We start from the raw sequence: 26,061 nt of genomic DNA on the forward strand, positions 1-26,061 counted from the left end.
ATAGTTGCTTGTGGTGAGCGGTTGGGACAGGTTGCCGCCTGTTCTAACCGCGCTCAGTAATCTGTTTAGCCTGGTACTTCAGTATCATCCCATCCAGTAACGCCTTGATAATACGGCGCTCTTCTTCGGGCATCCCGCTGACGGCCTCAAACTGCAACGCCAAATCATCAGACGGGCCACGCTCGTGGTCATCAAACACCAGTCCATCCAGCGAGACATGCAACACTTTAGCCAGCCTGATGAGGGCGTCTAAGGTGGGTTGAGCCGACCCCGCTTCATAGCGGCGTATCTGGTTCACATGAATGGACGCGCTGTCGGCCAATGCCTGTTGAGTCAGGTCTGCGGCTTTGCGCAGTTGTATCAGTCGGGTAGGAAAGTTCATCGGTAAGAACCACAAAGTTGACGTAGCCATACTGTAACCTGCCCCTCTAATACTGTTTGACATATACACAGTATAAGGTATTTAATAAAAACATTAAACGGTTATTGACAGGTTTTTACAGGAGCAGCGGAATGGGACGAATGACACCGGCAGAGCTGACGCGACTCAAGCGTGAGGTGTCGCTGCTGACTGTGGCACAGAATCAGGGTCATCGGTTGAAAAAGCAGGGTGACGACAGCGTGGTGTGCCTGTGTCCGTTCCACCGGGAGAAAACCCCGTCCTGCGTCATCACGCCGTCAAAGAACCTGTATCACTGCTTCGGCTGCGGCGCATCGGGGTCGGTGCTGGACTGGCTGCAACACACCGAGAAACTGACCTATCCGCAGACTCTGGTGCGGCTGCGTGAACTGGCCGGTTCGGCTTCTTCTTTAGCCGCCGTCCCTTCACTGGCTTCACCGGCTTCGCCGCCGTTGGTGCGTACGCCGTTGTCCGATCTGGATGATGACGGTCAGGCGTTGCTGCATCAGGTTATCGACTTCTATCACCAGAATCTGCTGAACAACCCGGAGGCACAACAGTGGCTGGTCAGTCGCGGGCTGAACCATCCCGAACTGGTGAGCCACTTCCGCATAGGGTTCGCGGGGCATCACGGTATCGGCGGCAGTGCGGGAGTGTTGCCCTCCAGTGCGAGCGGTGAGGGAAAACGGCTGCGTGAGCGGCTGGCCGGACTGGGGGTGCTTCGTCAAACCACACGACAAGACCACTTCCGGGGCTGCGTGGTGATGCCGGTTATCGGCTGGGCGGAGTCGGCGACTGTGGCGCAGCGGGGTCGGGTGTTGCAGTTATACGGTCGCCGAACCACGGCGGACTACGCGGTGAAAAAAGGCGCGGCGAAGCATCTGTATCTGCCGTCACCGTTAAGCGGGGTGTGGAATGAGGAAGCGTTGAAGGCGTCGTCAGAGGTCATCCTGTGTGAAGCGTTAATCGATGCCATGACCTTCTGGTGCGCGGGGTTCCGCAACGTGACCACCGCTTACGGGGCGAACGGTTTTACCGCTGAGCATCTGGCGGCGTTGCAGTACCACGGCGTGAAGCGGGTGCTGATAGCGTATGACCGGGATGAGGCGGGCGACCGGGGTGCGGAAGCTGTGGCCGGTGACTTGCTGGAAAGCGGTATCGAGGCGTGGCGGGTGCAGTTCCCGCAAGGGCTGGATGCGAATGCCTATGCGCTGAAAAGCGGTAATCCTGAAGCGGCGTTAGGGCTGGCGCTGGAGCAGGCACAATGGATGGGCAAGGGAATCGGACCGGGTGTGGTGTTCTCGCATGAAACGCCAGTATCTGAAGTGGACGGTGGAGCTTCTTCTTTAACCGCCTCTGCACCTGCGGTTGATGTGGTGCCATGCGAACAGACGGATGCAGGTGAGCTGCTGTTACGCGCCGGACCACGGGTGTGGCGGGTGCGGGGCTGGCAGAAGAACAGCGTGGCTGAAGTGATGAAAGTGAACGTGCAGGTGCGGGATGAGTCAACTGGCGCGTTCCATGTGGACAGTCTGGACATGTACAGTTCGCGTCATCGTCAGGGCTATATCAGCGCGGCAGCGGGTGAACTGGGCTGTGAGGTGTCGGTCATCAAGCGCGAGTGCGGGCGGGTGCTGCTGATGCTGGAGCAGAAGCAGGACGAGCAGCGGCGGGGTACAGAGAATGCGGAACCCGTTGCCATTACGGTGAGTGGTGAAGACGAAGCGGCAGCGCTTGAGTTACTCAACGCCCCCGACCTGGCTGAACGTATCGTGGACGACCTCGCGTCCTGTGGCGTGGTGGGGGAATCGACCAATCTGCTGATGGGGTATCTGGCGGCGACGTCGCGCAAGCTGGATAAACCGCTGGCCGTGCTGATACAAAGTAGCTCGGCGGCAGGCAAGTCGTCACTGATGGACGCGGTGCTGGGGCTGATGCCGGAAGAGGAGCGAATCCAGTACTCGGCGATGACCGGTCAGAGCCTGTATTACCTTGGCGAAACCTCGTTACAGCACAAGATACTGGCGATAGCGGAAGAAGAAGGGGTCAGACAGGCGGCGTATGCGCTGAAGCTGTTGCAGTCGGACGGGGAACTGAAGATAGCGTCAACCGGGAAGAACGAGCAGAGCGGCGAACTGGTGACACGGGAATACAAGGTGCAGGGGCCGGTGATGCTGATGCTGACCACCACGGCCATCGATGTGGACGAAGAACTGTTAAATCGCTGTCTGGTACTGACGGTGAACGAGTCCAGAGAGCAGACACAGGCGATACATGCGATGCAGCGTCACGGTCAGACGCTGGCCGGGCTGCTTCAGTTCTCAGAAAAACAGTATCTGACCCGGCTGCACCAGAATGCACAACGGCTGCTGCGGCCACTGAAGGTGGTGAATCCGTATGCCGACCGGCTGACGTTCCTGAGCGATAAAACCCGCACCCGACGCGACCATATGAAATACCTGACGCTGATACAGAGTATCGCGCTGTTGCACCAGTACCAGCGGGCGGTGAAGCGGGTCGAACACCGGGGCGCGGTTATCGAGTATATCGAGGTGGCGCAAAGCGATATCGTGTTAGCCAACCGGCTGGCGCATGAGGTGCTGGGCCGGACGCTGGACGAGATGCCGCCACAAACCAGAAAGTTACTGGTGTGGCTGAAGGGCTGGGTACAGGAGACGGCACAGGGACAGGCGCTGAAAGCGGAGGAGGTCAGGTTCACGCGGCGGGACATCCGGGCGGTACTGGGCTGGGGCGATACGCAGTTGAAAATCCACCTGTCACGGCTGTTGGAAATGGAGTACCTGCTGCTGTTCCGGCGCGGGCTGACGTATGAATACGGGCTGCTGTGGGACGGGGAAGAGGGCGGCGGGGCGCACCTGTGCGGGCTGCTGGACGTGTCGGAAGCGGTTCCGGCAGGTGAGGGCAGCGATACCCGGTCGGGTCTGGAAGCGGCTCAGTCGGTCTCCGGTCGGGGTGTGGTCGGTAGTCAGTCGGACAGTGAAAAAGTAATGTCAGGCCAGAGTCAGCAAGGCTTAGCGAGTGAAGCAGTCGGGGTTGCTGAAAACGCAGCAATAAGAGGAAAAAGAAAACGTGCTGCTGCCATCGCCCCGAATGTAAACAAGGAGGCGTAGCATGGCCAACCGTAAACCGCGTGCGGATGCGCTGCTGACGGTCGATGAGGTCTATCGTCAGCCCGTCGGCCCGGCCAGCGACCCGAAAAGCCTGTACGCGCTGCTGCTGCGGTTCGTGGTATGGCGACGGGAGCGTAACGGGTCGGAAGCGACGCTGAAGGTGCAGACGCATCACCAGTACCGCTTTATCCTGTGGGCAACGGAGCGCGGGGTGCATTACGCCCGCGACGTGACTCGGCCAGTCCTTGAACGTTACCAGCGCCACCTGTACCAGTACCGCAAAAGCAACGGCGAGCCGCTGAGCACCCGAACCCAGCGGACGGCGTTACAACCGTTGCAGGCATGGTTCCGTTGGCTGACGAAACAGCATCTGCTGCTGGCGAACCCGGCGGCAGACCTTGAGTTACCGAAGCTGGAAAAGCGGTTGCCGCGCACGATACTCAGCGTGGAAGACGTGGAGCAGGTGCTGGCGTTGCCCGATCTGACGACGCTTCAGGGTGTGCGTGACCGGGCGCTGATGGAGCTGCTGTGGTCAACGGGGCTGCGCAGAGGTGAAGTGGCAACGCTGGACGTCTACAGCGTGGATGCGAGCCGGCGAACGGTGACGGTAAGGCAGGGAAAAGGGAGAAAAGACCGGGTTATCCCGATAGGAAACCGGGCGCTGCGCTGGCTGGGCTATTACCAGCAGCAGGTGAGGCCGCAACTGCTGGTCAACCCGGACATCACGGCGCTGTTCGTGGCGCTGGACGGGGTAGCGGGGCTGACCGCGAACGGCATCACGAACACGGTAAGCCGTTACATCAGGGCATCGGGGATAGCACGATGGGGAAGTTGCCACCTGTTCCGGCATGCGATGGCGACACAGATGCTGGAGAACGGTGCAGACCTGCGGTGGATACAGGCGATGCTGGGCCATGCGAGCGTGGAGAGCACACAAGTCTATACGCAAGTCTCCATCAAAGCGTTATCCGCAGTCCATGCGAGTACGCATCCGGCGGAGCGAGAGGACAGTGACGAGACCGGACTGCTGGCCGACCTGACGGCGGACGAGGAGGAGGACAACATGCCCGTGCCGCCGGACAGCGCGAAAAAGTAGCTCACTCTCTTCATGGCCGCAGGACGGTGGAGGGCAAACGCCGCGCCGTCCGTGGCGCAGCGCTTGCCTTATGCGGCTAAGGTGCTCCGGCGGTAAATGTCGCCCGGCCAGCACTTACCTCAGTCACTCTCTGTCATTAACGTTGCTGGCCAGTCGTCATTCAACATAATGTGGCATTACGCGAAAGCCGCTGAACGCGGCCCACGCGTAACGAACATTATGTCGGCGTCGGTTGGGTAATGGGCGCGTTGCGGTCTTCCTCCACAACGGTGAGCGGCTGGCCGCCGGGGTTGGGCTCTGTGGTGCGGTGTGGCGCACAGCTCGCAGGCTCGCTCTGCTATCAGCATCGCGTTCCTTCCTTGGCTTCCACGGTGTGGCCGCCGTCCCTGGCGGCGCAGGCTCCGGCGTCATCCTTCAGGCAACATCAAGGTCAACATCAACAGAAAAGGGGTTGTCGGCCTTCGGCCTCTGCTGAAGGGCGTTACCTCGCCCCCGCCGGGGGCCTCCCTGCTAAGGCATCTACCTGCGGGCTTCGCCAGCCCGCACCCGGCAGACGCTTCGCCGTCCCACAGGCAAGCTGCGGAACGTCTCGCGCCGCGATAAGGACGAACGGCAAAACGGGTAATGGCAGCGGCTGACGCCGCTGCTATGATGTGGCGGTTGCAGTCTGAAAAGTCATGGCGGGGCGGTAGCGTGTCGGGGGCCAAAACCGCGTATCGGGGCTTCGCCGTCTGGGCATCGAAATGCATCAGGAAAAACCGGTTGTAACTGGCTGACAGCACAGGGAAAAAGTGGGTTCGTCGGCTGACTTCGCAACGGATGAAGTTGTTGTGGAGAATAACTTTTTGAGTGATAAGGACATCACCACCTTCACCGAAAAGTACGCGAATGCCAAGACAGATGCGGAGAGAGAACAGCTTCTGGCCGACCTGAAAAAGCTGGATGTTGAGCAGCAGGCGAAGGCGCTGGCAACCGGTATTCCGGTGAACGAGCAGAAAGCTGAGCTTGAGAAACTGAAAGCGCTGGCTGTTTCACCGGACTGCAATGCACAGTGTCAGGGACTGGTTGCTTATTCGATCTCTGAACTGGAGCCAGTGGCAAATGACACGGAGCTGCACAAAAATAATCTGAGTAAGGCGGTACTGGCGGGTGTGATATTTGGATTAACGGTTGAGAAGCCTGCAGCAAATAATCCTATATCGCATCTGACAAGGGAGCAGCAGCAACTAATCAGGAGTGCTGAGACTATCACGACGGCTAAAGGGATACAGAATCCGTTCCCGCGCGATCTGAATGAAAAAGTGTTGTGGAATGGAGTTAAGGCTAATCCATCGGCTGGCGAACCGCTCAGAGGAATGAATAAGGATTCTCGTTTCCCAACATCTGCGGGATTCCAGAAAATGCAGGTTACTCATGAATTACCTGATGGTTCTAATATCACAATACATTATCAATATAATTCATATACCGGTAAGGCTTACGATATGAAAATGGTGACACCACAGGCTAATCCATTGCAACCGGGTCCATCGTTAAAGGGCAAGTAATGAAAATAAAAAATGATAGATCTGAAAAGATTATTGAGGTTTATGCAGTTTACTGGAGCCGTGGAGAAACTTATTTTTATGGATTGTCAAAAGGTTATAACGGACTGCTTGCTTATAAAGCCAGTAATGTGAAAATCATTGATCCTGTGATGTCTGGTGATTTTATCTTCTTTGACGATGGGATTTTTTACAAACCATTGATAGCCGAAAAGCTTCTTGATGATTTACTTGAATATGATGAAGCTGCTTACAAACGGTTCCTTGAGATCTTGAAAGTAGAAGGCCGGATAGATCCAGACTATTTTTAACCGCCAGTGATCCCGGCCTTCACGCCGGGATCGTCTTTTTACCGGCTTGTCAGACTCTCAGTTCCGCCTCAATCACCAGCCGCCCGCGCTCGACGGTGACGATAACCGGCTGGCCGGTGTTAAAGCCGAGGTCTTCCAGCCATCGGCCCTTCAGCGTGAGTTGTGGCGGCGGGTTGCCCTTCATGCCATTGGGGGCGTAGCCGACGGTGTAATGCCGCTGGGGTTCTTTTACTTCAGTTACGCGGGGTTCTGACTTAGAATCGCGTCCAGCCATAGTAACTACCTCATATAGTTGCTTGTGGTGAGCGGTTGGGACAGGTTGCCGCCTGTTCTAACCGCGCTCAGTAATCTGTTTAGCCTGGTACTTCAGTATCATCCCATCCAGTAACGCCTTGATAATACGGCGCTCTTCTTCGGGCATCCCGCTGACGGCCTCAAACTGCAACGCCAAATCATCAGACGGGCCACGCTCGTGGTCATCAAACACCAGTCCATCCAGCGAGACATGCAACACTTTAGCCAGCCTGATGAGGGCGTCTAAGGTGGGTTGAGCCGACCCCGCTTCATAGCGGCGTATCTGGTTCACATGAATGGACGCGCTGTCGGCCAATGCCTGTTGAGTCAGGTCTGCGGCTTTGCGCAGTTGTATCAGTCGGGTAGGAAAGTTCATCGGTAAGAACCACAAAGTTGACGTAGCCATACTGTAACCTGCCCCTCTAATACTGTTTGACATATACACAGTATAAGGTATTTAATAAAAACATTAAACGGTTATTGACAGGTTTTTACAGGAGCAGCGGAATGGGACGAATGACACCGGCAGAGCTGACGCGACTCAAGCGTGAGGTGTCGCTGCTGACTGTGGCACAGAATCAGGGTCATCGGTTGAAAAAGCAGGGTGACGACAGCGTGGTGTGCCTGTGTCCGTTCCACCGGGAGAAAACCCCGTCCTGCGTCATCACGCCGTCAAAGAACCTGTATCACTGCTTCGGCTGCGGCGCATCGGGGTCGGTGCTGGACTGGCTGCAACACACCGAGAAACTGACCTATCCGCAGACTCTGGTGCGGCTGCGTGAACTGGCCGGTTCGGCTTCTTCTTTAGCCGCCGTCCCTTCACTGGCTTCACCGGCTTCGCCGCCGTTGGTGCGTACGCCGTTGTCCGATCTGGATGATGACGGTCAGGCGTTGCTGCATCAGGTTATCGACTTCTATCACCAGAATCTGCTGAACAACCCGGAGGCACAACAGTGGCTGGTCAGTCGCGGGCTGAACCATCCCGAACTGGTGAGCCACTTCCGCATAGGGTTCGCGGGGCATCACGGTATCGGCGGCAGTGCGGGAGTGTTGCCCTCCAGTGCGAGCGGTGAGGGAAAACGGCTGCGTGAGCGGCTGGCCGGACTGGGGGTGCTTCGTCAAACCACACGACAAGACCACTTCCGGGGCTGCGTGGTGATGCCGGTTATCGGCTGGGCGGAGTCGGCGACTGTGGCGCAGCGGGGTCGGGTGTTGCAGTTATACGGTCGCCGAACCACGGCGGACTACGCGGTGAAAAAAGGCGCGGCGAAGCATCTGTATCTGCCGTCACCGTTAAGCGGGGTGTGGAATGAGGAAGCGTTGAAGGCGTCGTCAGAGGTCATCCTGTGTGAAGCGTTAATCGATGCCATGACCTTCTGGTGCGCGGGGTTCCGCAACGTGACCACCGCTTACGGGGCGAACGGTTTTACCGCTGAGCATCTGGCGGCGTTGCAGTACCACGGCGTGAAGCGGGTGCTGATAGCGTATGACCGGGATGAGGCGGGCGACCGGGGTGCGGAAGCTGTGGCCGGTGACTTGCTGGAAAGCGGTATCGAGGCGTGGCGGGTGCAGTTCCCGCAAGGGCTGGATGCGAATGCCTATGCGCTGAAAAGCGGTAATCCTGAAGCGGCGTTAGGGCTGGCGCTGGAGCAGGCACAATGGATGGGCAAGGGAATCGGACCGGGTGTGGTGTTCTCGCATGAAACGCCAGTATCTGAAGTGGACGGTGGAGCTTCTTCTTTAACCGCCTCTGCACCTGCGGTTGATGTGGTGCCATGCGAACAGACGGATGCAGGTGAGCTGCTGTTACGCGCCGGACCACGGGTGTGGCGGGTGCGGGGCTGGCAGAAGAACAGCGTGGCTGAAGTGATGAAAGTGAACGTGCAGGTGCGGGATGAGTCAACTGGCGCGTTCCATGTGGACAGTCTGGACATGTACAGTTCGCGTCATCGTCAGGGCTATATCAGCGCGGCAGCGGGTGAACTGGGCTGTGAGGTGTCGGTCATCAAGCGCGAGTGCGGGCGGGTGCTGCTGATGCTGGAGCAGAAGCAGGACGAGCAGCGGCGGGGTACAGAGAATGCGGAACCCGTTGCCATTACGGTGAGTGGTGAAGACGAAGCGGCAGCGCTTGAGTTACTCAACGCCCCCGACCTGGCTGAACGTATCGTGGACGACCTCGCGTCCTGTGGCGTGGTGGGGGAATCGACCAATCTGCTGATGGGGTATCTGGCGGCGACGTCGCGCAAGCTGGATAAACCGCTGGCCGTGCTGATACAAAGTAGCTCGGCGGCAGGCAAGTCGTCACTGATGGACGCGGTGCTGGGGCTGATGCCGGAAGAGGAGCGAATCCAGTACTCGGCGATGACCGGTCAGAGCCTGTATTACCTTGGCGAAACCTCGTTACAGCACAAGATACTGGCGATAGCGGAAGAAGAAGGGGTCAGACAGGCGGCGTATGCGCTGAAGCTGTTGCAGTCGGACGGGGAACTGAAGATAGCGTCAACCGGGAAGAACGAGCAGAGCGGCGAACTGGTGACACGGGAATACAAGGTGCAGGGGCCGGTGATGCTGATGCTGACCACCACGGCCATCGATGTGGACGAAGAACTGTTAAATCGCTGTCTGGTACTGACGGTGAACGAGTCCAGAGAGCAGACACAGGCGATACATGCGATGCAGCGTCACGGTCAGACGCTGGCCGGGCTGCTTCAGTTCTCAGAAAAACAGTATCTGACCCGGCTGCACCAGAATGCACAACGGCTGCTGCGGCCACTGAAGGTGGTGAATCCGTATGCCGACCGGCTGACGTTCCTGAGCGATAAAACCCGCACCCGACGCGACCATATGAAATACCTGACGCTGATACAGAGTATCGCGCTGTTGCACCAGTACCAGCGGGCGGTGAAGCGGGTCGAACACCGGGGCGCGGTTATCGAGTATATCGAGGTGGCGCAAAGCGATATCGTGTTAGCCAACCGGCTGGCGCATGAGGTGCTGGGCCGGACGCTGGACGAGATGCCGCCACAAACCAGAAAGTTACTGGTGTGGCTGAAGGGCTGGGTACAGGAGACGGCACAGGGACAGGCGCTGAAAGCGGAGGAGGTCAGGTTCACGCGGCGGGACATCCGGGCGGTACTGGGCTGGGGCGATACGCAGTTGAAAATCCACCTGTCACGGCTGTTGGAAATGGAGTACCTGCTGCTGTTCCGGCGCGGGCTGACGTATGAATACGGGCTGCTGTGGGACGGGGAAGAGGGCGGCGGGGCGCACCTGTGCGGGCTGCTGGACGTGTCGGAAGCGGTTCCGGCAGGTGAGGGCAGCGATACCCGGTCGGGTCTGGAAGCGGCTCAGTCGGTCTCCGGTCGGGGTGTGGTCGGTAGTCAGTCGGACAGTGAAAAAGTAATGTCAGGCCAGAGTCAGCAAGGCTTAGCGAGTGAAGCAGTCGGGGTTGCTGAAAACGCAGCAATAAGAGGAAAAAGAAAACGTGCTGCTGCCATCGCCCCGAATGTAAACAAGGAGGCGTAGCATGGCCAACCGTAAACCGCGTGCGGATGCGCTGCTGACGGTCGATGAGGTCTATCGTCAGCCCGTCGGCCCGGCCAGCGACCCGAAAAGCCTGTACGCGCTGCTGCTGCGGTTCGTGGTATGGCGACGGGAGCGTAACGGGTCGGAAGCGACGCTGAAGGTGCAGACGCATCACCAGTACCGCTTTATCCTGTGGGCAACGGAGCGCGGGGTGCATTACGCCCGCGACGTGACTCGGCCAGTCCTTGAACGTTACCAGCGCCACCTGTACCAGTACCGCAAAAGCAACGGCGAGCCGCTGAGCACCCGAACCCAGCGGACGGCGTTACAACCGTTGCAGGCATGGTTCCGTTGGCTGACGAAACAGCATCTGCTGCTGGCGAACCCGGCGGCAGACCTTGAGTTACCGAAGCTGGAAAAGCGGTTGCCGCGCACGATACTCAGCGTGGAAGACGTGGAGCAGGTGCTGGCGTTGCCCGATCTGACGACGCTTCAGGGTGTGCGTGACCGGGCGCTGATGGAGCTGCTGTGGTCAACGGGGCTGCGCAGAGGTGAAGTGGCAACGCTGGACGTCTACAGCGTGGATGCGAGCCGGCGAACGGTGACGGTAAGGCAGGGAAAAGGGAGAAAAGACCGGGTTATCCCGATAGGAAACCGGGCGCTGCGCTGGCTGGGCTATTACCAGCAGCAGGTGAGGCCGCAACTGCTGGTCAACCCGGACATCACGGCGCTGTTCGTGGCGCTGGACGGGGTAGCGGGGCTGACCGCGAACGGCATCACGAACACGGTAAGCCGTTACATCAGGGCATCGGGGATAGCACGATGGGGAAGTTGCCACCTGTTCCGGCATGCGATGGCGACACAGATGCTGGAGAACGGTGCAGACCTGCGGTGGATACAGGCGATGCTGGGCCATGCGAGCGTGGAGAGCACACAAGTCTATACGCAAGTCTCCATCAAAGCGTTATCCGCAGTCCATGCGAGTACGCATCCGGCGGAGCGAGAGGACAGTGACGAGACCGGACTGCTGGCCGACCTGACGGCGGACGAGGAGGAGGACAACATGCCCGTGCCGCCGGACAGCGCGAAAAAGTAGCTCACTCTCTTCATGGCCGCAGGACGGTGGAGGGCAAACGCCGCGCCGTCCGTGGCGCAGCGCTTGCCTTATGCGGCTAAGGTGCTCCGGCGGTAAATGTCGCCCGGCCAGCACTTACCTCAGTCACTCTCTGTCATTAACGTTGCTGGCCAGTCGTCATTCAACATAATGTGGCATTACGCGAAAGCCGCTGAACGCGGCCCACGCGTAACGAACATTATGTCGGCGTCGGTTGGGTAATGGGCGCGTTGCGGTCTTCCTCCACAACGGTGAGCGGCTGGCCGCCGGGGTTGGGCTCTGTGGTGCGGTGTGGCGCACAGCTCGCAGGCTCGCTCTGCTATCAGCATCGCGTTCCTTCCTTGGCTTCCACGGTGTGGCCGCCGTCCCTGGCGGCGCAGGCTCCGGCGTCATCCTTCAGGCAACATCAAGGTCAACATCAACAGAAAAGGGGTTGTCGGCCTTCGGCCTCTGCTGAAGGGCGTTACCTCGCCCCCGCCGGGGGCCTCCCTGCTAAGGCATCTACCTGCGGGCTTCGCCAGCCCGCACCCGGCAGACGCTTCGCCGTCCCACAGGCAAGCTGCGGAACGTCTCGCGCCGCGATAAGGACGAACGGCAAAACGGGTAATGGCAGCGGCTGACGCCGCTGCTATGATGTGGCGGTTGCAGTCTGAAAAGTCATGGCGGGGCGGTAGCGTGTCGGGGGCCAAAACCGCGTATCGGGGCTTCGCCGTCTGGGCATCGAAATGCATCAGGAAAAACCGGTTGTAACTGGCTGACAGCACAGGGAAAAAGTGGGTTCGTCGGCTGACTTCGCAACGGATGAAGTTGTTGTGGAGAATAACGCGCTGAGTGTGTCGGACAACAAAGCTCGCGCTCAGGAAATGACTCAGTGCCAGGGCGGTGTTGCCTGCGAAAATGCTGTTATTGATAAGTATAAGAAAATCAATGCCGAACAGCATGAAAGCGTTGTGGGATGTAAAGGCGCTCAGGACTGTGTTAACAAAGCTAATGAAGTTGGACAGTTACAGGCTGATTATGCCAACCGTACCAATGAGTTGCTGGAGAAAGCGCGTGCTAATGGTGGTTTAAGCCCGGAAGAACAGAACGAATTGTCTATTCTTCAGGTGACGTCTATCCAGCTTGAAGCAGACAGAAACGCGGCGATCCACAATGCGCTAATGTCAGATGATTCGTCTGAAGCGAAACAGCTTGCGATCAACTCACTGGCACAGGTGGCAGGAACCAGTGCGGCGGGTATTGCTGCCGGGATTGGGAAAGGGAAATACCAGCCTAATCAAGGAGCCGTTGGCAATATGAATGAACTGCTTAGACAGCCTGGTTTTGGTAGTGAAATAAAAAACTCCGTACAAAAATCATCTCAACAATATCAGGGGCAAAGCGTTTATAAAGCGACTGATGATGTTGGTGAATATATCAAGAAGGGCGACCAGTTTTATTTAGACGGCCAACATAAGGACCATCTTGAAGTCTTCGATAAACGAGGTAACTTCAGGGCTGTATTGAATTTGGATGGATCGCTCAACGAGGCTAAAACTAAAGCTGCTGAAGGGAGAAAATTCAAGTGATTGATAGTATTAAAAAACTTGAACATGATCTTACTAGTGCTCTTATTAATAAGAATAACCAGTCAGATCTGAATATATCAGATGTTGCAGAAAACTATGAACGTTACATTAGTGACTTTAAATTAGCAGTAGAGTTGTTGGGTAAGACAGTAGAGGAAGATGACAAAATAGCAATCCAATGTGCATTAACAAGAGTGAGAATAGCTTCGCTGAATTTATCAAATATCTATCAAGATATTATTGATGATGTGGTATTGATAAATAAATCTGACTCATGGCCAGCGATCCCTGATGGTTATCAAATACCCGAACATTATAATCACTCTAAGAAATAACGAAAATCCCGGCCCCTAAAAAGGCCGGGATTTTTTGTCGGTCATTCAGCCACAATACGTATCAACAGTTGACCGTGTTCAATGGTGACAATAACCGACTGTCCGGTGTTAAAGCCGAGATCTTCCAGCCAGCGGCCCTTGAGGGTGAGTGGCAGCGCGTCGGCCTGACCAGCGGTGGAGACACCAACCTGATTGGTGCGCAGGTCAGTGGTGAGCAGGTCAGCGCCAATGTCGGCGGCGACCTGTTAGTGCAAAGTCAGCAGGACAGTAATCAATACGACTCGAAGCAGACTACTGTCGCGGCAGGCGGTAGCTTTACCTTCGGCTCAATGACCGGTAGTGGTTACCTGAGTGTGAGCCAGGACAAGATGCACAGCAATTTCGACAGCGTGCAGCAACAGAGCGGGTTATTTGCGGGCAGTGGCGGCTATGACATTGATGTCGGCAACCACACGCAGTTAGACGGGGCGGTGATTGGCTCGACGGCCAGTGCAGACAAAAACCGGCTGGATACCGGCACGCTGGGCTGGAGCGATATCGGCAATAAAGCCGAGTTCTCGGTATCACATACGGGTATCGGACTCAGTGCCAGCCCGTCGCTGAGCGGCACGGATATGCTGAAATCGGCGGCGTTGACGGCGCCGTCGGCGCTGATGGCGATGGGCAGTGGCGGCAACGCCAGCAGCAGCACCTATGCAGCGGTCAGCGACGGTACGCTGACAGTCCGTAATCAGGCGCAGCAGACGCAGGATGTGACGATGCTCAGCCACGACGTCGAACATGCCAACAACGCGCTGAGCCCCATCTTCGACAAGGAGAAGGAACAAAAACGGCTGCAAACGGCGCAACTGATAGGGGAAATTGGCGGGCAAGCCATCGACATCGTTCGGACGCAGGGCGCCATCAAGGCGGAGAAAGCGGCGGAAGCGAGTGGCGAGTCGAAAGTCAACCGCCCGGCGGAGGATGCACCGGAAAAAGCGTGGGAAGATTACAAAAAGGCGCTGACGGAGACCCCGGCCTATAAGGCGGCGATGAAGGATTATGGTACGGGGGGCGATTTCCAGCGGGCGGCTCAGGCAGCAACGGCGGCGCTGACGGCGCTGGCGGGCGGTGATATCCAGAAAGCGCTGGCGGGGGCGTCGGCGCCGTATCTGGCGCAACTGGTGAAAGCGGCCACGATGCCGCAGGATGGCAGCAAAGCGACGGCATCGGATATCGCGGCGAACGCGATGGGCCACGCGGTGGTGGGTGCGGTGGTAGCCGAGCTTTCCGGTCAGAATGTAGCCGGCGGTGCAGTGGGTGCCGCTGGTGGCGAGCTGGCGGCGCGAAGCATCATGGCGTATCTGTATCCGGGCAAGGAAACGAAAGACCTGACGGAAGCGGAGAAACAGTAGGTAAGCGCGCTGGCGACAGTGGCCTCGGGGCTGGCCTCCGGGCTGGTAACGGGAGATACTACCGGCGCGGCCAGCGGTGCCCAGGCGGGTCGTAATGCGGTGGAGAATAACTTCTTCGCGCCACCCATACCGGTGGTTGTTGGGGGGGAAGCGGCTGCGATGGCGGGAGCGGTGGGACAAGGCGTTCGTCAGGGCGGTGGGAACGGTGATGACGAGGATATGGGTGGCAGTTGTGAAGGCACCCGTGAGCAGTGTGCGGTACGTGATGGCACCCGTGGGCCGGGACATACCGAATTACCGATAGCGGATAAAGACCCGACCGGTGGCAAGCTGGAAAACCCGGCCCCGACAGAGAACACGGCCACCACGCTGACGACACCGGACCAGTCAGGGGAAAATGGTGCCAGCGATACCGGTAATACGGAGGGCGCGCCAGCTACCGCCGGAAATACCACCACGACGCTTATCCCGGATGGGCCAAATAAGGATGATTTGGCTTATCTGGCTATAGGAGATAAACCTGCAAACTTATCGCCTGAAGGCTCAGCAAGAGCAGGGGCATTCAATGAGGCTAAAAGACAATCTGGCATCCCTGTTAGCCAAAGCCCGAGCAGAGTATCTCCAAACGTTGACAGACGCGACAATGTTCAACCCGGCTATATATATGAGTTTGAAGTACCGAAGCCTGGTGGCGGAACTCAAAAAGTATATATTCGTGATGATGCCGGTGGACATTTCTATGGGGATGATTCCAGCCAAAACCGTGGCGCACACTTTAATGATGAGCAAGGTAATCACTATGACTATTAATTATATTAAACGATATGCTGAAAATTTAAATGTCAAAAATGATATTGCTAATTTCAATGGGTTACTTTTTTCATTGGATGGTATTTCAGCTGTAAGCTGGGAGCTGCCGGGGTGTTCACGGAGAGAATATGGTGAGCAATTGTTGAAGGATATATATACTGCCACCACTGGTAATAATAGTGATGGTATTCATGTAATGGTGAAACTAGTGCCAGAACAGCCTGATACTGCAATAGTTAACTATAAAAAAACTTGGGGTTTGATTGAGCATTCAGGTGTGAATTTAGATAATATTTTCGATAAAAGATCCTTTATTGATAATGGAGTTAAAGGACTTGTGTTAACTGGGTTTGGATATATTTTTAATACAGGGGGTGGTGAGATACAAAAATTAATAAACGTGGAAGAAAAATTGTTTTTTTCAAATTTATCGCCAGACATTGACATTAATAATAACTCTCAAGCGGATCGTCTTACACAGTGGTTACATAATATTTTACTCAATGATGGGACCATTTTTTTTCTCTTGGGTCGTTTTGATGAAAAAGACTCAGAGGTTGTTGCTTTAGGTAGTAAATATGCTTTGAGAAAAATCATGTAATTCATTGTTGAGAATAACTCGCTGAGCGTGCCGGAAAACAAATCTCGTAGTCAGGAAATGACTCAGTGCCAGGGCGGTGTTGCCTGCGAAAATGCTGTTATTGATAAGTATAAGAAAATCAATGCCGAACAGCATGAAAGCGTTGTGGGATGTAAAGGCGCTCAGGACTGTGTTAACAAAGCTAATGAAGTTGGACAGTTACAGGCTGATTATGCCAACCGTACCAATGAGTTGCTGGAGAAAGCGCGTGCTAATGGTGGTTTAAGCCCGGAAGAACAGAACGAATTGTCTATTCTTCAGGTGACGTCTATCCAGCTTGAAGCAGACAGAAACGCGGCGATCCACAATGCGCTAATGTCAGATGATTCGTCTGAAGCGAAACAGCTTGCGATCAACTCACTGGCACAGGTGGCAGGAACCAGTGCGGCGGGTATTGCGGCGGGGATTGGGAAAATTAAACCTGGCACACAACCAGGAAATCGAATTGAACAAACACTTTCCCCTGAGAAAAACTGGGAGAGCGCCCGAAATAAAGCATTGGATATTGTCGGTAACCTAAGTGCTGATTCTAAACCTGTGATTGGACGGTTGGAAGTAAGTGCTGGAAATGGGAAAGTTATTGGGCGGCAATCCAGCGATGGTAAGGTAGGTTGGCGTGTCGATTATGATCCTGAAAAAGGTACTCATATCAATACATGGGATTACTCTCAAGGTAAAGGACCGGGAAAAGCAATAAAGCAGGTAATACCATTTGAGGGTAATGAAAAATCTTTTGAAACGATATTGAAACAGCTAAACAGGTAAAGTAAATGACTTTATTTGAAGAGTGTAAAGAAGCACTTAGCGCCGATTTTAGTGTGCTTGATGGACAATCTCTGAAGGATGCTATGGATATTTTAAATGAATATCCATTTTCAAGTGGAGGAGTTGTTTGGTCAGAAATGAAGTCTTCAGATTATGAAAGCATTGATGATCTGTTAAGTGAGAACCTTATAAAAAAAAGTGATGTATTCGTTTTTGCAGATGATACTAGCATTCCTATCTTTAGAACGAAATTAAACTTGATTGCTGAGAATGTTTATGATGTTACAGCCTTGTCGCCAAAATTATTTATTTTTAATGATGAAGTAATATTACAACCTTTGTTCCCAACTGAAATGATTCGCTTAGGTATAAAGGCCAAGCTATAAAAAACGATCCCGGCCCCGCGCCGGGATCGCCGATTTTACCGTTCAAAATCTAATCTCAGCCTCAATCACCAATCTGTCTTTCTCCACGGTAATAATCATCGGCTGGTCGGTGTTAAAGCCGAGATCTTCCAGCCAACGTCCAAACGTGAACCGTTAATCAGACCCAACTGAGGGACAGGAAATGTTTTGTAGCCACAGCCACGCTGGCCGTGCCCCAAAACCACCCGGTCAGGGCCATGCCCCGACACCCCGCGCTAAAACAAAAACCCCCGGTATGGCCGGGGGGACGTCGGTCACTCGGTGAACCGCAGTCCACCGGGGTAATGGTTGAGCCAGTTGGCGGCGGCGTCCGGGTCAAAGGGTTCAATGCTGAGGCCTTCCAGACAGTGCCACAGCTCGCGGGTGTTCTGGGCGGTGATGACCATGCAGCCGGGCATGATGCGTATTTTTAACGGCATCCCGTCGGTAAATCCGGCCTCGGTGAGCCACTTCCCCTTGAGACTGATAGCCTGAAACCGGGCGCGTTCAGGCCGCAGCTGCTGGCCAATCCCGACATCAAGGCGCTGTTCGTGGCACTGGACGTGGTAGCGGGTCTGACGCCGAACGGTATCACCAACACTGTCGGGCATTACATCAGGGCGTCGGGAATAGCACCATGGGGAAGTTGTCACCTGTTCCGGCATGTAATGGCGACACAGATGCTGGAGAACGGCGCGGATATCCGGTGGATACAGGCGATGCTGGGCCATGCGAGTATCGAATCCACGAACTTTACACGCAAGTCTCGATCAGGGCGTTATCGGCGGTGCATGCGAGTACGCACCCGGCGGAACAGCGGACAGAAAACAGGCCGGACGTTGCCGAAGGAGAATGAAGCAGTATACTAACAGTTAATAACTGATAGTAATCCTGATGGAGAAATGACCATGCCAACCAGCATAGCACTCAGCCCTTACTTCGAAGCGTTCATCCGTGAACAGATAGAAAGCGGACGGTATAACAACACCAGTGAGGTGATCCGTGCAGGACTCAGAGCACTGGAAGAACGGGAGCAGCAGATGAAACTGGAATCGCTACAAAAAGCGGTCAGCGCAGGGATAAACAGCGGTGAAAGCAAAAACGCGGAGGAGGTGTTCGGCCGCCTGTCGCAGAAATACCGGCGTCAGGTCGAAGGCGGTAAAGCGTAATGAAATTGGGTATATCGCCTTTGGCAGAGCAGGATATGGAAGCCATCGGTGACTATATCGCGCAGGATAATCCGGTACGGGCAGTGAGCTTCACGGAAGAGTTGTACCAGCAATGCCTGCTGATAGCAGAGACACCGGTCATCTACAGAGAAAGGCCGGAGCTGGGGCAGTGCGTCAGAAGCTGTGCTTACGGACGCTATCTTATCGTGTTCAGAGTGCTTGATACAGAAGTGCGTGTAGAAAGGCTGCTGCATGGCTCACGGGATATTACCACGCTGTTCGCAGAGCCGGACGGAGCAGCAGAGCTGCCGGAAAACCCGTAAAGTTAGCGGTGCAATTGTGTTACGGAACCCCCAGCCTAGCTGGGGGTTTTCTATAGACAAAAAAATCCCGCCCTCAGTGGCGGGATTTTTGCTTCTACGACTTAAATCCGTCCACCTCCCGCCGCTGCAACCGAATAACATTGGTCGTGGCAGCGCGGATTCTCATTGTTCCGCAGAGTGAAGGTGGTTCGACTTGTCTCTTAAGCGGCCAACGTCCGAACGTGAACCGTCAATCAGACCCAACTGAGGGACAGGAAATGTTTTGTGGCCACAGCCCGCTGGCCGTGGTCCCCAAAACCATCCGGTCAGGGCCATGCCCCGACACCCCGCGCTAAAACAAACACCCCCGGTATGGCCGGGGGTGAGGGTGTGATTACTCGGCGAACTTCAGGCCGCCGGGGTAATGGGTGAGCCAGTTGGCGGCGACGTCGGGGTCAAAGGGTTCAATGCTGAGGCCTTCCAGACAGTGCCACAGCTCGCGGGTGTTCTGGGCGGTGATGACCATGCAGCCGGGCATGATGCGTATTTTTAACGGCATCCCGTCGGTAAATCCGGCCTCGGTGAGCCACTTCCCCTTGAGACTGATAGCCTGAAACCGGGCGCGTTCAGGCCGCAGCTGCTGGCCAATCCCGACATCAAGGCGCTGTTCGTGGCACTGGACGTGGTAGCGGGTCTGACGCCGAACGGTATCACCAACACTGTCGGGCATTACATCAGGGCATCGGGAATAGCACCATGGGGAAGTTGTCACCTGTTCCGGCATGTAATGGCGACACAGATGCTGGAGAACGGCGCGGATATCCGGTGGATACTGGTACGCTGGGCTGGAGCGATATCGGCAATAAAGCCGATTTCAGCGGTCAGCGACGGTACGCTGACAGTCCGTAATCAGGCGCAGCAGACGCAGGATGTGACGATGCTCAGCCACGACGTCGAACATGCCAACATATGTCTTGGCTAGACTTGGTTTTTTTGCCGGATTGCCGGATGCGCATTGCTGAGTATCGCTTGCTACTATGCACTATTTCGCGAGATTCGCTTTACAATGGAAAATATTCACAGCCAACCAAGAGATAGCTACGTGAAAAACATTACTTTCTATAGCCGTTTTGAAGCCGACATCATTGCAGGACGTAAAACCATCACCCTGCGCGATAAAAGCGACGCAGATTATGTACCGGGTGATAAGGTCAGGGTGGCTCGCTATGAAGATAACCAATTTTTTTGTGATATTACGGTAAAGTCGGTCAAGCCAATCAATTATGACTGCCTGGACGAATCGCACGCCAGGCAAGAAAACATGACCTTGCCAGAATTGAAAGCGGTGATCGCCGATATTTATCCCGGGATCACCGAACTTTATATGATTGAGTTTGAACGTTGCTAAGCTCAGGACTTATAGCAGCCAAGCCAAATGCGGCTATTCAAGCATTGATATCCTCAGACGCGCTTTCTATGGTGCTTGCAAACTACCTCAGTAAGCACGTTGTGGGCGGTAAGGTGACAACACTTCCATCGTTTGTCCCACTATTTCTTGTGTGACCAGTCGAGCCAGTAAAGGTGACAGGGTCACCCCGCTGTGTGTGACTACCGTATAATATCCCGTTACTCCCTCCGTCGGGCCAACAATTGGATAGCCATCGATCGGTAAAGCGCGGATACCCATACGTGCCTGATAATGCTCGGGTTTCAGCAAAGCAAGTTTTGGCCACACCGGGCTGGCCTTTTGCAGAATATCCTGAGCCAGCTCGTTTACCCGTGTAGCTGGCGTGCTTTCATCGATGTCATAAACGCCTTCATTGGGACAAATCAACGTGGCGCCATTACCATCAGGACGGCAATGGAATAGCGGCGTGGCCAACACGTGTTTCACCGGCGCATATTCGGCAGGAACGCTAATCAATATCCCGGTGGTAGGTGCTAATTTTGTTGCCAATGTATTGATATAAGGTGGTTTATCTGACCATCGACCGCTGGCATTGATAGTCATATCGGCAGAGTGAATATGGCCGTCAGCCGTTTTAACCCCCGTAACAACGTTCTTCTCATGTAGCACTTCAACGACTTTGCTGCCGGTCACTATTTTCGCCCCAACGCTCGCGCTGGACTGAAGAAGCAGCCGGATGTATTGCTGAGTATCAACCCAGCCTTCAGAGGGAAACCAACCAATGATGCCTTGTTCGCCATCAAGCCGCATATCCGGTTCGTACTGTTTTAATTGCGCGGCGCTGATCCATTCAGCGGGATAATTCAATTGCTGGAGTTCATTCAGATTATCCTTCATCGCTTGCTGCTGATCGGTCGCGCGCCATTCGAGGCAGCCGGTCAGATTAAGCCAGGGTGCATGCCCAAATCGTTCGGCTAATTCTCGGTGCGCCTGCATACCCGAAGCATTGAGTCGATGATAGGCAACTGGCGGCTTGTTATGGGAATTTATCCAGGCGAAGGAATTGGCGCTGGTACCTTTACCGGCATCAGAAGCATCAAACAACGTAACGGAAAGACCGGCCTGTGTCAGTTCCCAGGTAAGGGAAGCACCAATCATGCCTGCGCCAATAACGATGATTTTCATGAGCTCTCCAGAAAGTGATGGATCTGCGCGGCCCAGGTACCGCAACGAACATGACTAAAAAGACAAATGGTCTTATTAATCAATAAAGTAGACAATCAGTCCGCAGTGTGCAACTTTTTTATGCCTTTAAGCAGCTACCCAGATATCGTCATATTTGTGCAATAAACCATCACTAGACTCGCAGCTAACAATAAATCCCAAAGAGGATAGTACCCATGACTAAACCAGCCCCTTGGCCGGTGGCGCTCGCCCGTGCATCTAACCGCGGAATTCCCTTCGCTTTGGTCGCACAATGAGTGAAAACGGCTTCACGCCCCCTGCTGCGATCCGCGTAGAAAATGTTTTCCATTATTTCTCCGCCAATCCTGTATTGAACAATATCTGTCTTGAGGTGCCCAAAGGCACCATTATGGCGCTGCTTGGTCCTTCCGGCTGCGGTAAAAGCACGCTGTTAAAACTGCTGGCCGGACTGCTGCATCCTGGCGCTGGTCGCCTTTTTTTTGGCGAACAAAAAGTCGTCGATGGCCGTTTCAGCCTGCCGCCTGAAAAACGCGATCTGGGGATGGTTTTTCAAGACTATGCTCTATGGCCGCATATGACGGTGGCGCAAAATGTGGCATTTCCGTTGCGAATGCGTGGCGTCACGGCCAAATCACGTCGGTTGCGTGTATTGGAAGCTCTCGATCGCGTGGGGCTGGCCGACTTCTCTCAGCGTCAACCTGCAGAACTTTCGGGGGGTCAACAACAACGCGTGGCCTTGGCGCGCGCCATCATTGCCGAACCTCAAATTCTACTTTTCGATGAGCCGTTATCCAACCTTGATCGCAATCTGCGCGAAAGTCTTTGTGAAGAGATGGCGGCGTTATTACGGCAATTGGGCACCACCGCAGTATATGTCACTCATGACCCACATGAAGCACAAACTTTAGCTCACAGCATTGCCCATATGAATCAAGGCGCGATTGAACGAATCGATCAGCTGGACGTTGTTTCCCGAGTCACTCCTTTTGTTGCATAACCTTTAGTGGAACTACTAAATGAGCACATTTAAAAACAAAACTCGTCAACCTTCCTTTATCAAAACAGGTCTACTTACTGCAATGACGTTCACTTTTGCACTGGCAGCGGCTAACGCACAGGCGTTGACTGTCTATACCGCAGGCCCTGGTTCTCTGGCTAAAAAACTGGCGGCTGGTTATGAAAAACAAACTGGCGTTAAGGTCGAGGTTTTTCAGGCGACCACCGGCAAAGTCATGGCGCGTCTGGATGCCGAGCAAGCTAATCCACGCGCCGATGTGTTGATTTCCGCCTCCTGGGATACGGCTTCAAGTCTGGAGAAACGTGGCTGGCTGCTGCCTTATCAAAGCCCTAACGCTATGCATGTGCCGGCAGCTTTTAAAACGCCTTATTATGTCGCTCAGGGGATATCTGCGCTGGGTATTGTCTGGAACACCAAAAGCGGCACGCCGGAGCCAAAAGATTGGCAAGACCTCGCCCAACCGGCATTTAAAGATAAGGTCACTATGCCAGACCCTTCACTTTCCGGTGCCTCTTTGGATTTGTTGATAGGTTTGCAAAATGCATACAGTGAGCAAGCATGGAAACTGTTTGGCGCACTCAAGGCCAACGGTATGATCATTGCGGGGCCGAATGCCCAAGCGCTTACACCGGTCTTGCAGGGCGCAAAAGCCGCCGTGTTTGGCGCGGTTGACTATGTTGCGTATAACAGAATACACGCGGGGGAAGCAATTAAAGTGATTTTCCCTGCCAGTGGAACAGTGATCGCCCCACGTCCAATGATGATCCTTAAAAGCAGCAAGGAGCCGGCGCAGGCAAAAGCCTTTATCGACTATGTACTGTCTCCGGAAGGTCAGAAACTGGTCGCTGACACCTGGTTAATGCCAGCCCGAGATGATGTTGCTGCCAAACGGCCTCTGTTTAATTCACTAAAAATCTTACCCGCAGAAGCCGCTAATTCGGTCGATCGCAAGCTGGTTCTGGATAAATTTGCCACCCTGTTTGCCGCCAAATAAGTCGACAATAGCGCGTGTCTTTATCTTCCTTGTAATGAGCCGGCGGAACATCCCGTCGGCATAGGGCTTCTGAAATGAATAAAAATACGCTGCTACCCCTATTTACCGGCAGTGCTTTGCTGCTGTTGGTGGCGGTGCCTGTTACTTTTGTACTACTACAGGCCATTTTCCCCCATCTGGACAGTGGTTCCTTTGGCGCACCATTCAGCGCCTTTGCTCGCATTTTCCATGACTCACAGTTCCCCGTATTACTAAGTGGAACGCTTAAGCTCGGTCTCGGCGTGGCATTGGGCAGCGCGTTGGTGGGTATTCCGCTTGGCACCCTACGTGGCCTTTTTGCTCTACCTTGTGCCGCACTGTGGGATATGCTGTTTTTGATCCCTTTCCTGTTCCCGCCATATCTGGCTGCGCTTTCGTGGATGTTGGCGCTGCAATCACACGGTTACGTTCAACAACTGTTGTTGGTCGACTTCAACAACGTTCTGTTTTCTCTGCCAGGATTGGTGATGGTGATGACGCTGAATGTGTTCCCGGTGGTTTATTTTGCCGTTTCCCGCAGCATGGCAGCCAGCGGGAGCCGACTGGCGGACGTGGCGCGAGTACACGGAGCGGGTCCCTGGCGTGCATTTTTCAGCATCACGCTCCCGTTGGCACTGCCAGCGATGGCATCAAGCCTGTTACTGGCTTTTACTCTGGCAATTGAAGAATACGGCGTACCGGCCGCATTAGGCAGCCGCAGCGGGGTAGCGGTGCTGACTACCGGCATCGAACAACGTTTAGCCGACTGGCCTATTGATATGCCTGGTGCCGCGGGGCTTTCAGTCGTTCTGGTGGCCATTGCCTGCTGCGCCTACTGTGTACAACGCGCCATCATCGCCGGAAAAAATGTGGAGACAACCTCGGGAAAACCCACCGCTGTAGTGCCGAGATCTCTGGGTTATGGGCGTTACCCGGCTATTCTTCTGCTCAGCCTCGTTGCTTTGGTCTCTGTTGGCGTGCCGTTAGCCTCAATGCTGGCAACGGCTTTCACGCGCACGCTTTCTGGTGGGCTAACCTGGGACAACATCACCCTGAGGCATTTTATCGTGCTGTTTGATGTGCAGGGGGATGCCCTGGGCGCGCTGACAACCAGTCTCAGCCTGGCGATAATCACTGCCCTGATCGTTGGTGCTGTAGGTCTCCTCGCTGCCTGGCTTGTCGTCGCGCAACGCATCCGCTTTGCCGCCTGGATTGACGCACTGTCGCTGTTTCCCGCTGCCTTGCCGGGTATCGTCGTTGGCGTTGGCTTGATCCTTGCCTGGAATCGCAGTTTCTGGCCGGTTACGCCTTACAACACGTGGGGAATTCTGCTACTGGCATACTGCTGTCTGCTGTTGCCTTATCCTGTGCGCTATGTAAGCGCGGCGATCAAACAGATTGGTGAAAATCTGGAAGCTGCCGCCAGAGTACATGGTGCGAGTGCGGCGCAGGCATTGCGGTTAATTATGCTACCGTTGGTCTGGCCGAGTTTGTTGGCGGCGATGATGATGGTGTTCGCCGTGGCATCACGGGAGCTGGTCACGTCGCTCTTGCTTGCCCCCGCCGGGGTACAAACCGTTTCTGTGTTTGTCTGGCGACAGTTCGAGCAAGGCTCGGTGGGTGACGGTATGGCGATGGCGAGCCTGGCTGTTTTACTCACCTTGTCCGTGATGCTGTTTGCCGTCAGATTGCAAAACCGGCAACTTCGTTAAGTATATGCGCCGCCAGCAAATCGTTTATGCAGGGCCGGCAATGCACAATAAGGATACTTCTAATTCTGAATATCGCAGCCAGCAGTAGTTCCAATCAATTTTCTGTTCTAAATGAAATGATACCGCAGACGTGAAGATGGTATCACTGACATCGGAGCACAGCGTTCGGTGGCTCGGTCGGCGATAGCAGAGTTGCAGGCTGACGTGTACCAGAAAGCTCGGAAATAGATTGAGCGGAGAGGGAAGCGTTCAAGCCAGAGGTAATCTGATAGCCATCTGTATCAATAACCGGTAATGGTTGGTATCAGGATACGCCATTGGCGAAAAGCCGCTATCTTCTCACCAGTCGCTACTTAATCGCACATTCTCTAAGGAGAGTCTGCTGGCGCATTCTGTATTTTCTGGTAAATATTCCTGACATGGATAAGCCCTGCCAGTTTGATTGCCGGTTTTAGCATCAGTTGCGCACTGCCGACGATAAAAAGCCAAGTACCATCAATCACTAAGGTATTATCTAAAAAAAACACGCTGCCAACCAGAAACCATAACGCAATAAAAAAGTCATTTAGTGCCCCCAAAGCTTCATAGCGATGCTTAATAGCAAGATGTTCTCCCGCTACAGAAAACACGGTTCTATCAGTTAACATAATGGCTCCATCTGTGTTGTAGCGTTTTATACGAAGTGGGTGGTCATAATGAAACCACGTCGCTTTACTGGGTGCATGAGTGCTCTTCTGCGTGAAGGAAAATTGATAGTTCAGGTCTGATAGTGCCAGTGAAGCGTTGTTTTCAGTGGTTCTGGCAGGGTGTTGTCATCATGCCTCATTTCTGCCCACGAGTTGTTGACCATATAAGGACGTCCCGCGTTGTGCAAGTGCTGAATTAAGTCCCTGTATGCATTTA

28 protein-coding genes and 5 pseudogenes are annotated in these 26,061 nt (G+C 54.7%); 21 read left to right on the top strand and 12 right to left on the bottom strand.

The window, feature by feature from the left end:
- Positions 1 to 43: 43 nt before the first annotated feature.
- Complete coding sequence (locus CWC46_RS12895; protein WP_051391521.1) at positions 44 to 382, bottom strand: helix-turn-helix domain-containing protein; 339 nt, start codon at positions 380 to 382, stop codon at positions 44 to 46.
- A 131-nt stretch (positions 383 to 513) separates the two neighbouring features.
- On the opposite strand from CWC46_RS12895, the gene CWC46_RS12900 reads away from it, so the two are divergent.
- Positions 514 to 3,531: a CHC2 zinc finger domain-containing protein gene (locus tag CWC46_RS12900; RefSeq protein WP_021016154.1), complete on the top strand. Its 3,018-nt coding sequence runs from the start codon at positions 514 to 516 to the stop codon at positions 3,529 to 3,531.
- A 1-nt stretch (position 3,532) separates the two neighbouring features.
- Positions 3,533 to 4,627, top strand: a complete 1,095-nt coding sequence (xerC, locus tag CWC46_RS12905) for a site-specific tyrosine recombinase XerC (RefSeq protein ID WP_021016153.1) — start codon at positions 3,533 to 3,535, stop codon at positions 4,625 to 4,627.
- Positions 4,628 to 4,783: 156 nt separating this feature from the next.
- Here the strand turns inward: xerC (CWC46_RS12905) and CWC46_RS23085 are convergent, their stop codons facing one another.
- Positions 4,784 to 5,038 carry a hypothetical protein gene (locus CWC46_RS23085; protein ID WP_210404728.1) on the bottom strand — a complete coding sequence of 85 codons (255 nt, stop codon included), beginning with the start codon at positions 5,036 to 5,038 and terminating at the stop codon, positions 4,784 to 4,786.
- 434 nt (positions 5,039 to 5,472) lie between these two features.
- Between CWC46_RS23085 and CWC46_RS23280 the strand changes: the two genes are divergently transcribed.
- Both CWC46_RS23280 and CWC46_RS12915 read left to right on the top strand, forming a co-directional pair.
- Positions 5,473 to 6,174: a hypothetical protein gene (locus tag CWC46_RS23280; protein WP_237160182.1), complete on the top strand. Its 702-nt coding sequence runs from the start codon at positions 5,473 to 5,475 to the stop codon at positions 6,172 to 6,174.
- On the top strand, positions 6,174 to 6,482 hold the full coding sequence (locus CWC46_RS12915) for a hypothetical protein (protein WP_101377498.1): 309 nt from the start codon (positions 6,174 to 6,176) through the stop codon (positions 6,480 to 6,482). Before CWC46_RS23280 ends, CWC46_RS12915 begins: the two co-directional genes overlap by 1 nt.
- A 49-nt stretch (positions 6,483 to 6,531) precedes the next feature.
- On the opposite strand, the gene CWC46_RS12920 is transcribed toward CWC46_RS12915, so the two are convergent.
- Both CWC46_RS12920 and CWC46_RS12925 read right to left on the bottom strand, forming a co-directional pair.
- Positions 6,532 to 6,756 carry a SymE family type I addiction module toxin gene (locus CWC46_RS12920; protein ID WP_021016156.1) on the bottom strand — a complete coding sequence of 75 codons (225 nt, stop codon included), beginning with the start codon at positions 6,754 to 6,756 and terminating at the stop codon, positions 6,532 to 6,534.
- 57 nt (positions 6,757 to 6,813) lie between these two features.
- Positions 6,814 to 7,152, bottom strand: coding sequence for a helix-turn-helix domain-containing protein (locus CWC46_RS12925; RefSeq protein WP_051391521.1), 339 nt, complete (start codon positions 7,150 to 7,152; stop codon positions 6,814 to 6,816).
- 131 nt (positions 7,153 to 7,283) lie between these two features.
- Between CWC46_RS12925 and CWC46_RS12930 the strand changes: the two genes are divergently transcribed.
- Positions 7,284 to 10,301, top strand: coding sequence for a CHC2 zinc finger domain-containing protein (locus tag CWC46_RS12930; RefSeq protein ID WP_021016154.1), 3,018 nt, complete (start codon positions 7,284 to 7,286; stop codon positions 10,299 to 10,301).
- Position 10,302: 1 nt separating this feature from the next.
- Positions 10,303 to 11,397, top strand: coding sequence for a site-specific tyrosine recombinase XerC (xerC, locus tag CWC46_RS12935; RefSeq protein WP_021016153.1), 1,095 nt, complete (start codon positions 10,303 to 10,305; stop codon positions 11,395 to 11,397).
- Positions 11,398 to 11,553: 156 nt separating this feature from the next.
- On the opposite strand, the gene CWC46_RS23090 is transcribed toward xerC (CWC46_RS12935), so the two are convergent.
- A complete protein-coding gene (locus tag CWC46_RS23090; RefSeq protein WP_210404728.1) occupies positions 11,554 to 11,808 on the bottom strand; it encodes a hypothetical protein in 255 nt (84 codons plus the stop codon).
- Positions 11,809 to 12,188: 380 nt separating this feature from the next.
- On the opposite strand from CWC46_RS23090, the gene CWC46_RS23285 reads away from it, so the two are divergent.
- A complete protein-coding gene (locus tag CWC46_RS23285) occupies positions 12,189 to 12,983 on the top strand; it encodes a hypothetical protein (protein ID WP_021016152.1) in 795 nt (264 codons plus the stop codon).
- Positions 12,980 to 13,318 carry a hypothetical protein gene (locus tag CWC46_RS12950; protein ID WP_021016151.1) on the top strand — a complete coding sequence of 113 codons (339 nt, stop codon included), beginning with the start codon at positions 12,980 to 12,982 and terminating at the stop codon, positions 13,316 to 13,318. Before CWC46_RS23285 ends, CWC46_RS12950 begins: the two co-directional genes overlap by 4 nt.
- A 41-nt stretch (positions 13,319 to 13,359) precedes the next feature.
- On the opposite strand, the gene CWC46_RS23650 is transcribed toward CWC46_RS12950, so the two are convergent.
- Complete coding sequence (locus CWC46_RS23650; RefSeq protein WP_416354401.1) at positions 13,360 to 13,548, bottom strand: SymE family type I addiction module toxin; 189 nt, start codon at positions 13,546 to 13,548, stop codon at positions 13,360 to 13,362.
- Here CWC46_RS23650 and CWC46_RS23655 point away from each other — a divergent pair.
- The 5 genes and pseudogenes from CWC46_RS23655 to CWC46_RS12980 all read left to right on the top strand — a co-directional run.
- Positions 13,471 to 14,832 (top strand): annotated as a pseudogene (locus CWC46_RS23655) (VENN motif pre-toxin domain-containing protein); the annotation flags it as partial. The gene CWC46_RS23650 and the pseudogene CWC46_RS23655 overlap by 78 nt on opposite strands.
- 99 nt (positions 14,833 to 14,931) lie before the next feature.
- Complete coding sequence (locus tag CWC46_RS23760; RefSeq protein WP_237160235.1) at positions 14,932 to 15,522, top strand: HNH/endonuclease VII fold putative polymorphic toxin; 591 nt, start codon at positions 14,932 to 14,934, stop codon at positions 15,520 to 15,522.
- On the top strand, positions 15,512 to 16,123 hold the full coding sequence (locus CWC46_RS12970) for a hypothetical protein (protein ID WP_021016148.1): 612 nt from the start codon (positions 15,512 to 15,514) through the stop codon (positions 16,121 to 16,123). Before CWC46_RS23760 ends, CWC46_RS12970 begins: the two co-directional genes overlap by 11 nt.
- 402 nt (positions 16,124 to 16,525) lie before the next feature.
- Positions 16,526 to 16,927 (top strand): annotated as a pseudogene (locus CWC46_RS23660) (hypothetical protein); the annotation flags it as partial.
- Between the two features lie 5 nt (positions 16,928 to 16,932).
- Entirely contained in the window at positions 16,933 to 17,313 is a 381-nt protein-coding gene (locus CWC46_RS12980) for a CDI toxin immunity protein (protein ID WP_021016146.1), read from the top strand.
- A gap of 42 nt (positions 17,314 to 17,355) precedes the next feature.
- Here CWC46_RS12980 and CWC46_RS12985 read toward each other — a convergent pair whose 3' ends face one another.
- Both CWC46_RS12985 and CWC46_RS12990 read right to left on the bottom strand, forming a co-directional pair.
- Positions 17,356 to 17,445, bottom strand: coding sequence for a SymE family type I addiction module toxin (locus tag CWC46_RS12985; RefSeq protein ID WP_071790893.1), 90 nt, complete (start codon positions 17,443 to 17,445; stop codon positions 17,356 to 17,358).
- A gap of 161 nt (positions 17,446 to 17,606) precedes the next feature.
- On the bottom strand, positions 17,607 to 17,942 hold the full coding sequence (locus CWC46_RS12990; protein ID WP_416354402.1) for a SymE family type I addiction module toxin: 336 nt from the start codon (positions 17,940 to 17,942) through the stop codon (positions 17,607 to 17,609).
- Between CWC46_RS12990 and CWC46_RS12995 the strand changes: the two are divergent.
- From CWC46_RS12995 to CWC46_RS13005, 3 genes and pseudogenes are all read left to right on the top strand, one after another.
- Positions 17,841 to 18,187: pseudogene (locus CWC46_RS12995) on the top strand (tyrosine-type recombinase/integrase); the annotation flags it as partial. The gene CWC46_RS12990 and the pseudogene CWC46_RS12995 sit on opposite strands and share 102 nt — an antisense overlap.
- Before the next feature lie 52 nt (positions 18,188 to 18,239).
- Positions 18,240 to 18,500 carry a type II toxin-antitoxin system ParD family antitoxin gene (locus CWC46_RS13000; RefSeq protein ID WP_021016144.1) on the top strand — a complete coding sequence of 87 codons (261 nt, stop codon included), beginning with the start codon at positions 18,240 to 18,242 and terminating at the stop codon, positions 18,498 to 18,500.
- On the top strand, positions 18,500 to 18,823 hold the full coding sequence (locus tag CWC46_RS13005) for a type II toxin-antitoxin system RelE/ParE family toxin (RefSeq protein WP_021016143.1): 324 nt from the start codon (positions 18,500 to 18,502) through the stop codon (positions 18,821 to 18,823). Before CWC46_RS13000 ends, CWC46_RS13005 begins: the two co-directional genes overlap by 1 nt.
- A gap of 373 nt (positions 18,824 to 19,196) precedes the next feature.
- Here the strand turns inward: CWC46_RS13005 and CWC46_RS23545 are convergent, their stop codons facing one another.
- A complete protein-coding gene (locus CWC46_RS23545; protein ID WP_237160183.1) occupies positions 19,197 to 19,361 on the bottom strand; it encodes a type I toxin-antitoxin system SymE family toxin in 165 nt (54 codons plus the stop codon).
- 9 nt (positions 19,362 to 19,370) lie between these two features.
- A pseudogene (locus CWC46_RS23550) lies at positions 19,371 to 19,451 on the bottom strand (SymE family type I addiction module toxin); the annotation flags it as partial.
- Between CWC46_RS23550 and CWC46_RS13015 the strand changes: the two are divergent.
- Positions 19,431 to 19,634: pseudogene (locus tag CWC46_RS13015) on the top strand (site-specific tyrosine recombinase XerC); the annotation flags it as partial. The pseudogenes CWC46_RS23550 and CWC46_RS13015 overlap by 21 nt on opposite strands.
- Before the next feature lie 234 nt (positions 19,635 to 19,868).
- Positions 19,869 to 20,210 carry a N(4)-acetylcytidine aminohydrolase gene (gene yqfB / locus CWC46_RS13020; RefSeq protein ID WP_416354403.1) on the top strand — a complete coding sequence of 114 codons (342 nt, stop codon included), beginning with the start codon at positions 19,869 to 19,871 and terminating at the stop codon, positions 20,208 to 20,210.
- 87 nt (positions 20,211 to 20,297) lie between these two features.
- Here yqfB and CWC46_RS13025 read toward each other — a convergent pair whose 3' ends face one another.
- Positions 20,298 to 21,395 carry an NAD(P)/FAD-dependent oxidoreductase gene (locus CWC46_RS13025; protein ID WP_021016140.1) on the bottom strand — a complete coding sequence of 366 codons (1,098 nt, stop codon included), beginning with the start codon at positions 21,393 to 21,395 and terminating at the stop codon, positions 20,298 to 20,300.
- Between the two features lie 292 nt (positions 21,396 to 21,687).
- On the opposite strand from CWC46_RS13025, the gene CWC46_RS13030 reads away from it, so the two are divergent.
- The 3 genes from CWC46_RS13030 to CWC46_RS13040 all read left to right on the top strand — a co-directional run bounded on the left by CWC46_RS13030 (position 21,688) and on the right by CWC46_RS13040 (position 25,158).
- On the top strand, positions 21,688 to 22,413 hold the full coding sequence (locus tag CWC46_RS13030; RefSeq protein WP_037381776.1) for an ABC transporter ATP-binding protein: 726 nt from the start codon (positions 21,688 to 21,690) through the stop codon (positions 22,411 to 22,413).
- 82 nt (positions 22,414 to 22,495) lie between these two features.
- Complete coding sequence (locus CWC46_RS13035; RefSeq protein ID WP_173861228.1) at positions 22,496 to 23,428, top strand: extracellular solute-binding protein; 933 nt, start codon at positions 22,496 to 22,498, stop codon at positions 23,426 to 23,428.
- Between the two features lie 74 nt (positions 23,429 to 23,502).
- The gene (locus CWC46_RS13040; protein ID WP_021016136.1) at positions 23,503 to 25,158 is read left to right on the top strand and encodes an ABC transporter permease; all 1,656 of its coding nucleotides are present in this window, start codon (positions 23,503 to 23,505) and stop codon (positions 25,156 to 25,158) included.
- A 368-nt stretch (positions 25,159 to 25,526) separates the two neighbouring features.
- On the opposite strand, the gene CWC46_RS13045 is transcribed toward CWC46_RS13040, so the two are convergent.
- Positions 25,527 to 25,805 (bottom strand): YrhK family protein, encoded by a 279-nt coding sequence (locus CWC46_RS13045; RefSeq protein ID WP_021016135.1) that lies wholly within the window; start codon positions 25,803 to 25,805, stop codon positions 25,527 to 25,529.
- Positions 25,806 to 26,061: the final 256 nt, after the last annotated feature.

Origin of the sequence: Prodigiosinella confusarubida (genome assembly GCF_002847015.1) — a bacterium.
GTDB lineage: Bacteria > Pseudomonadota > Gammaproteobacteria > Enterobacterales > Enterobacteriaceae > Prodigiosinella > Prodigiosinella aquatilis.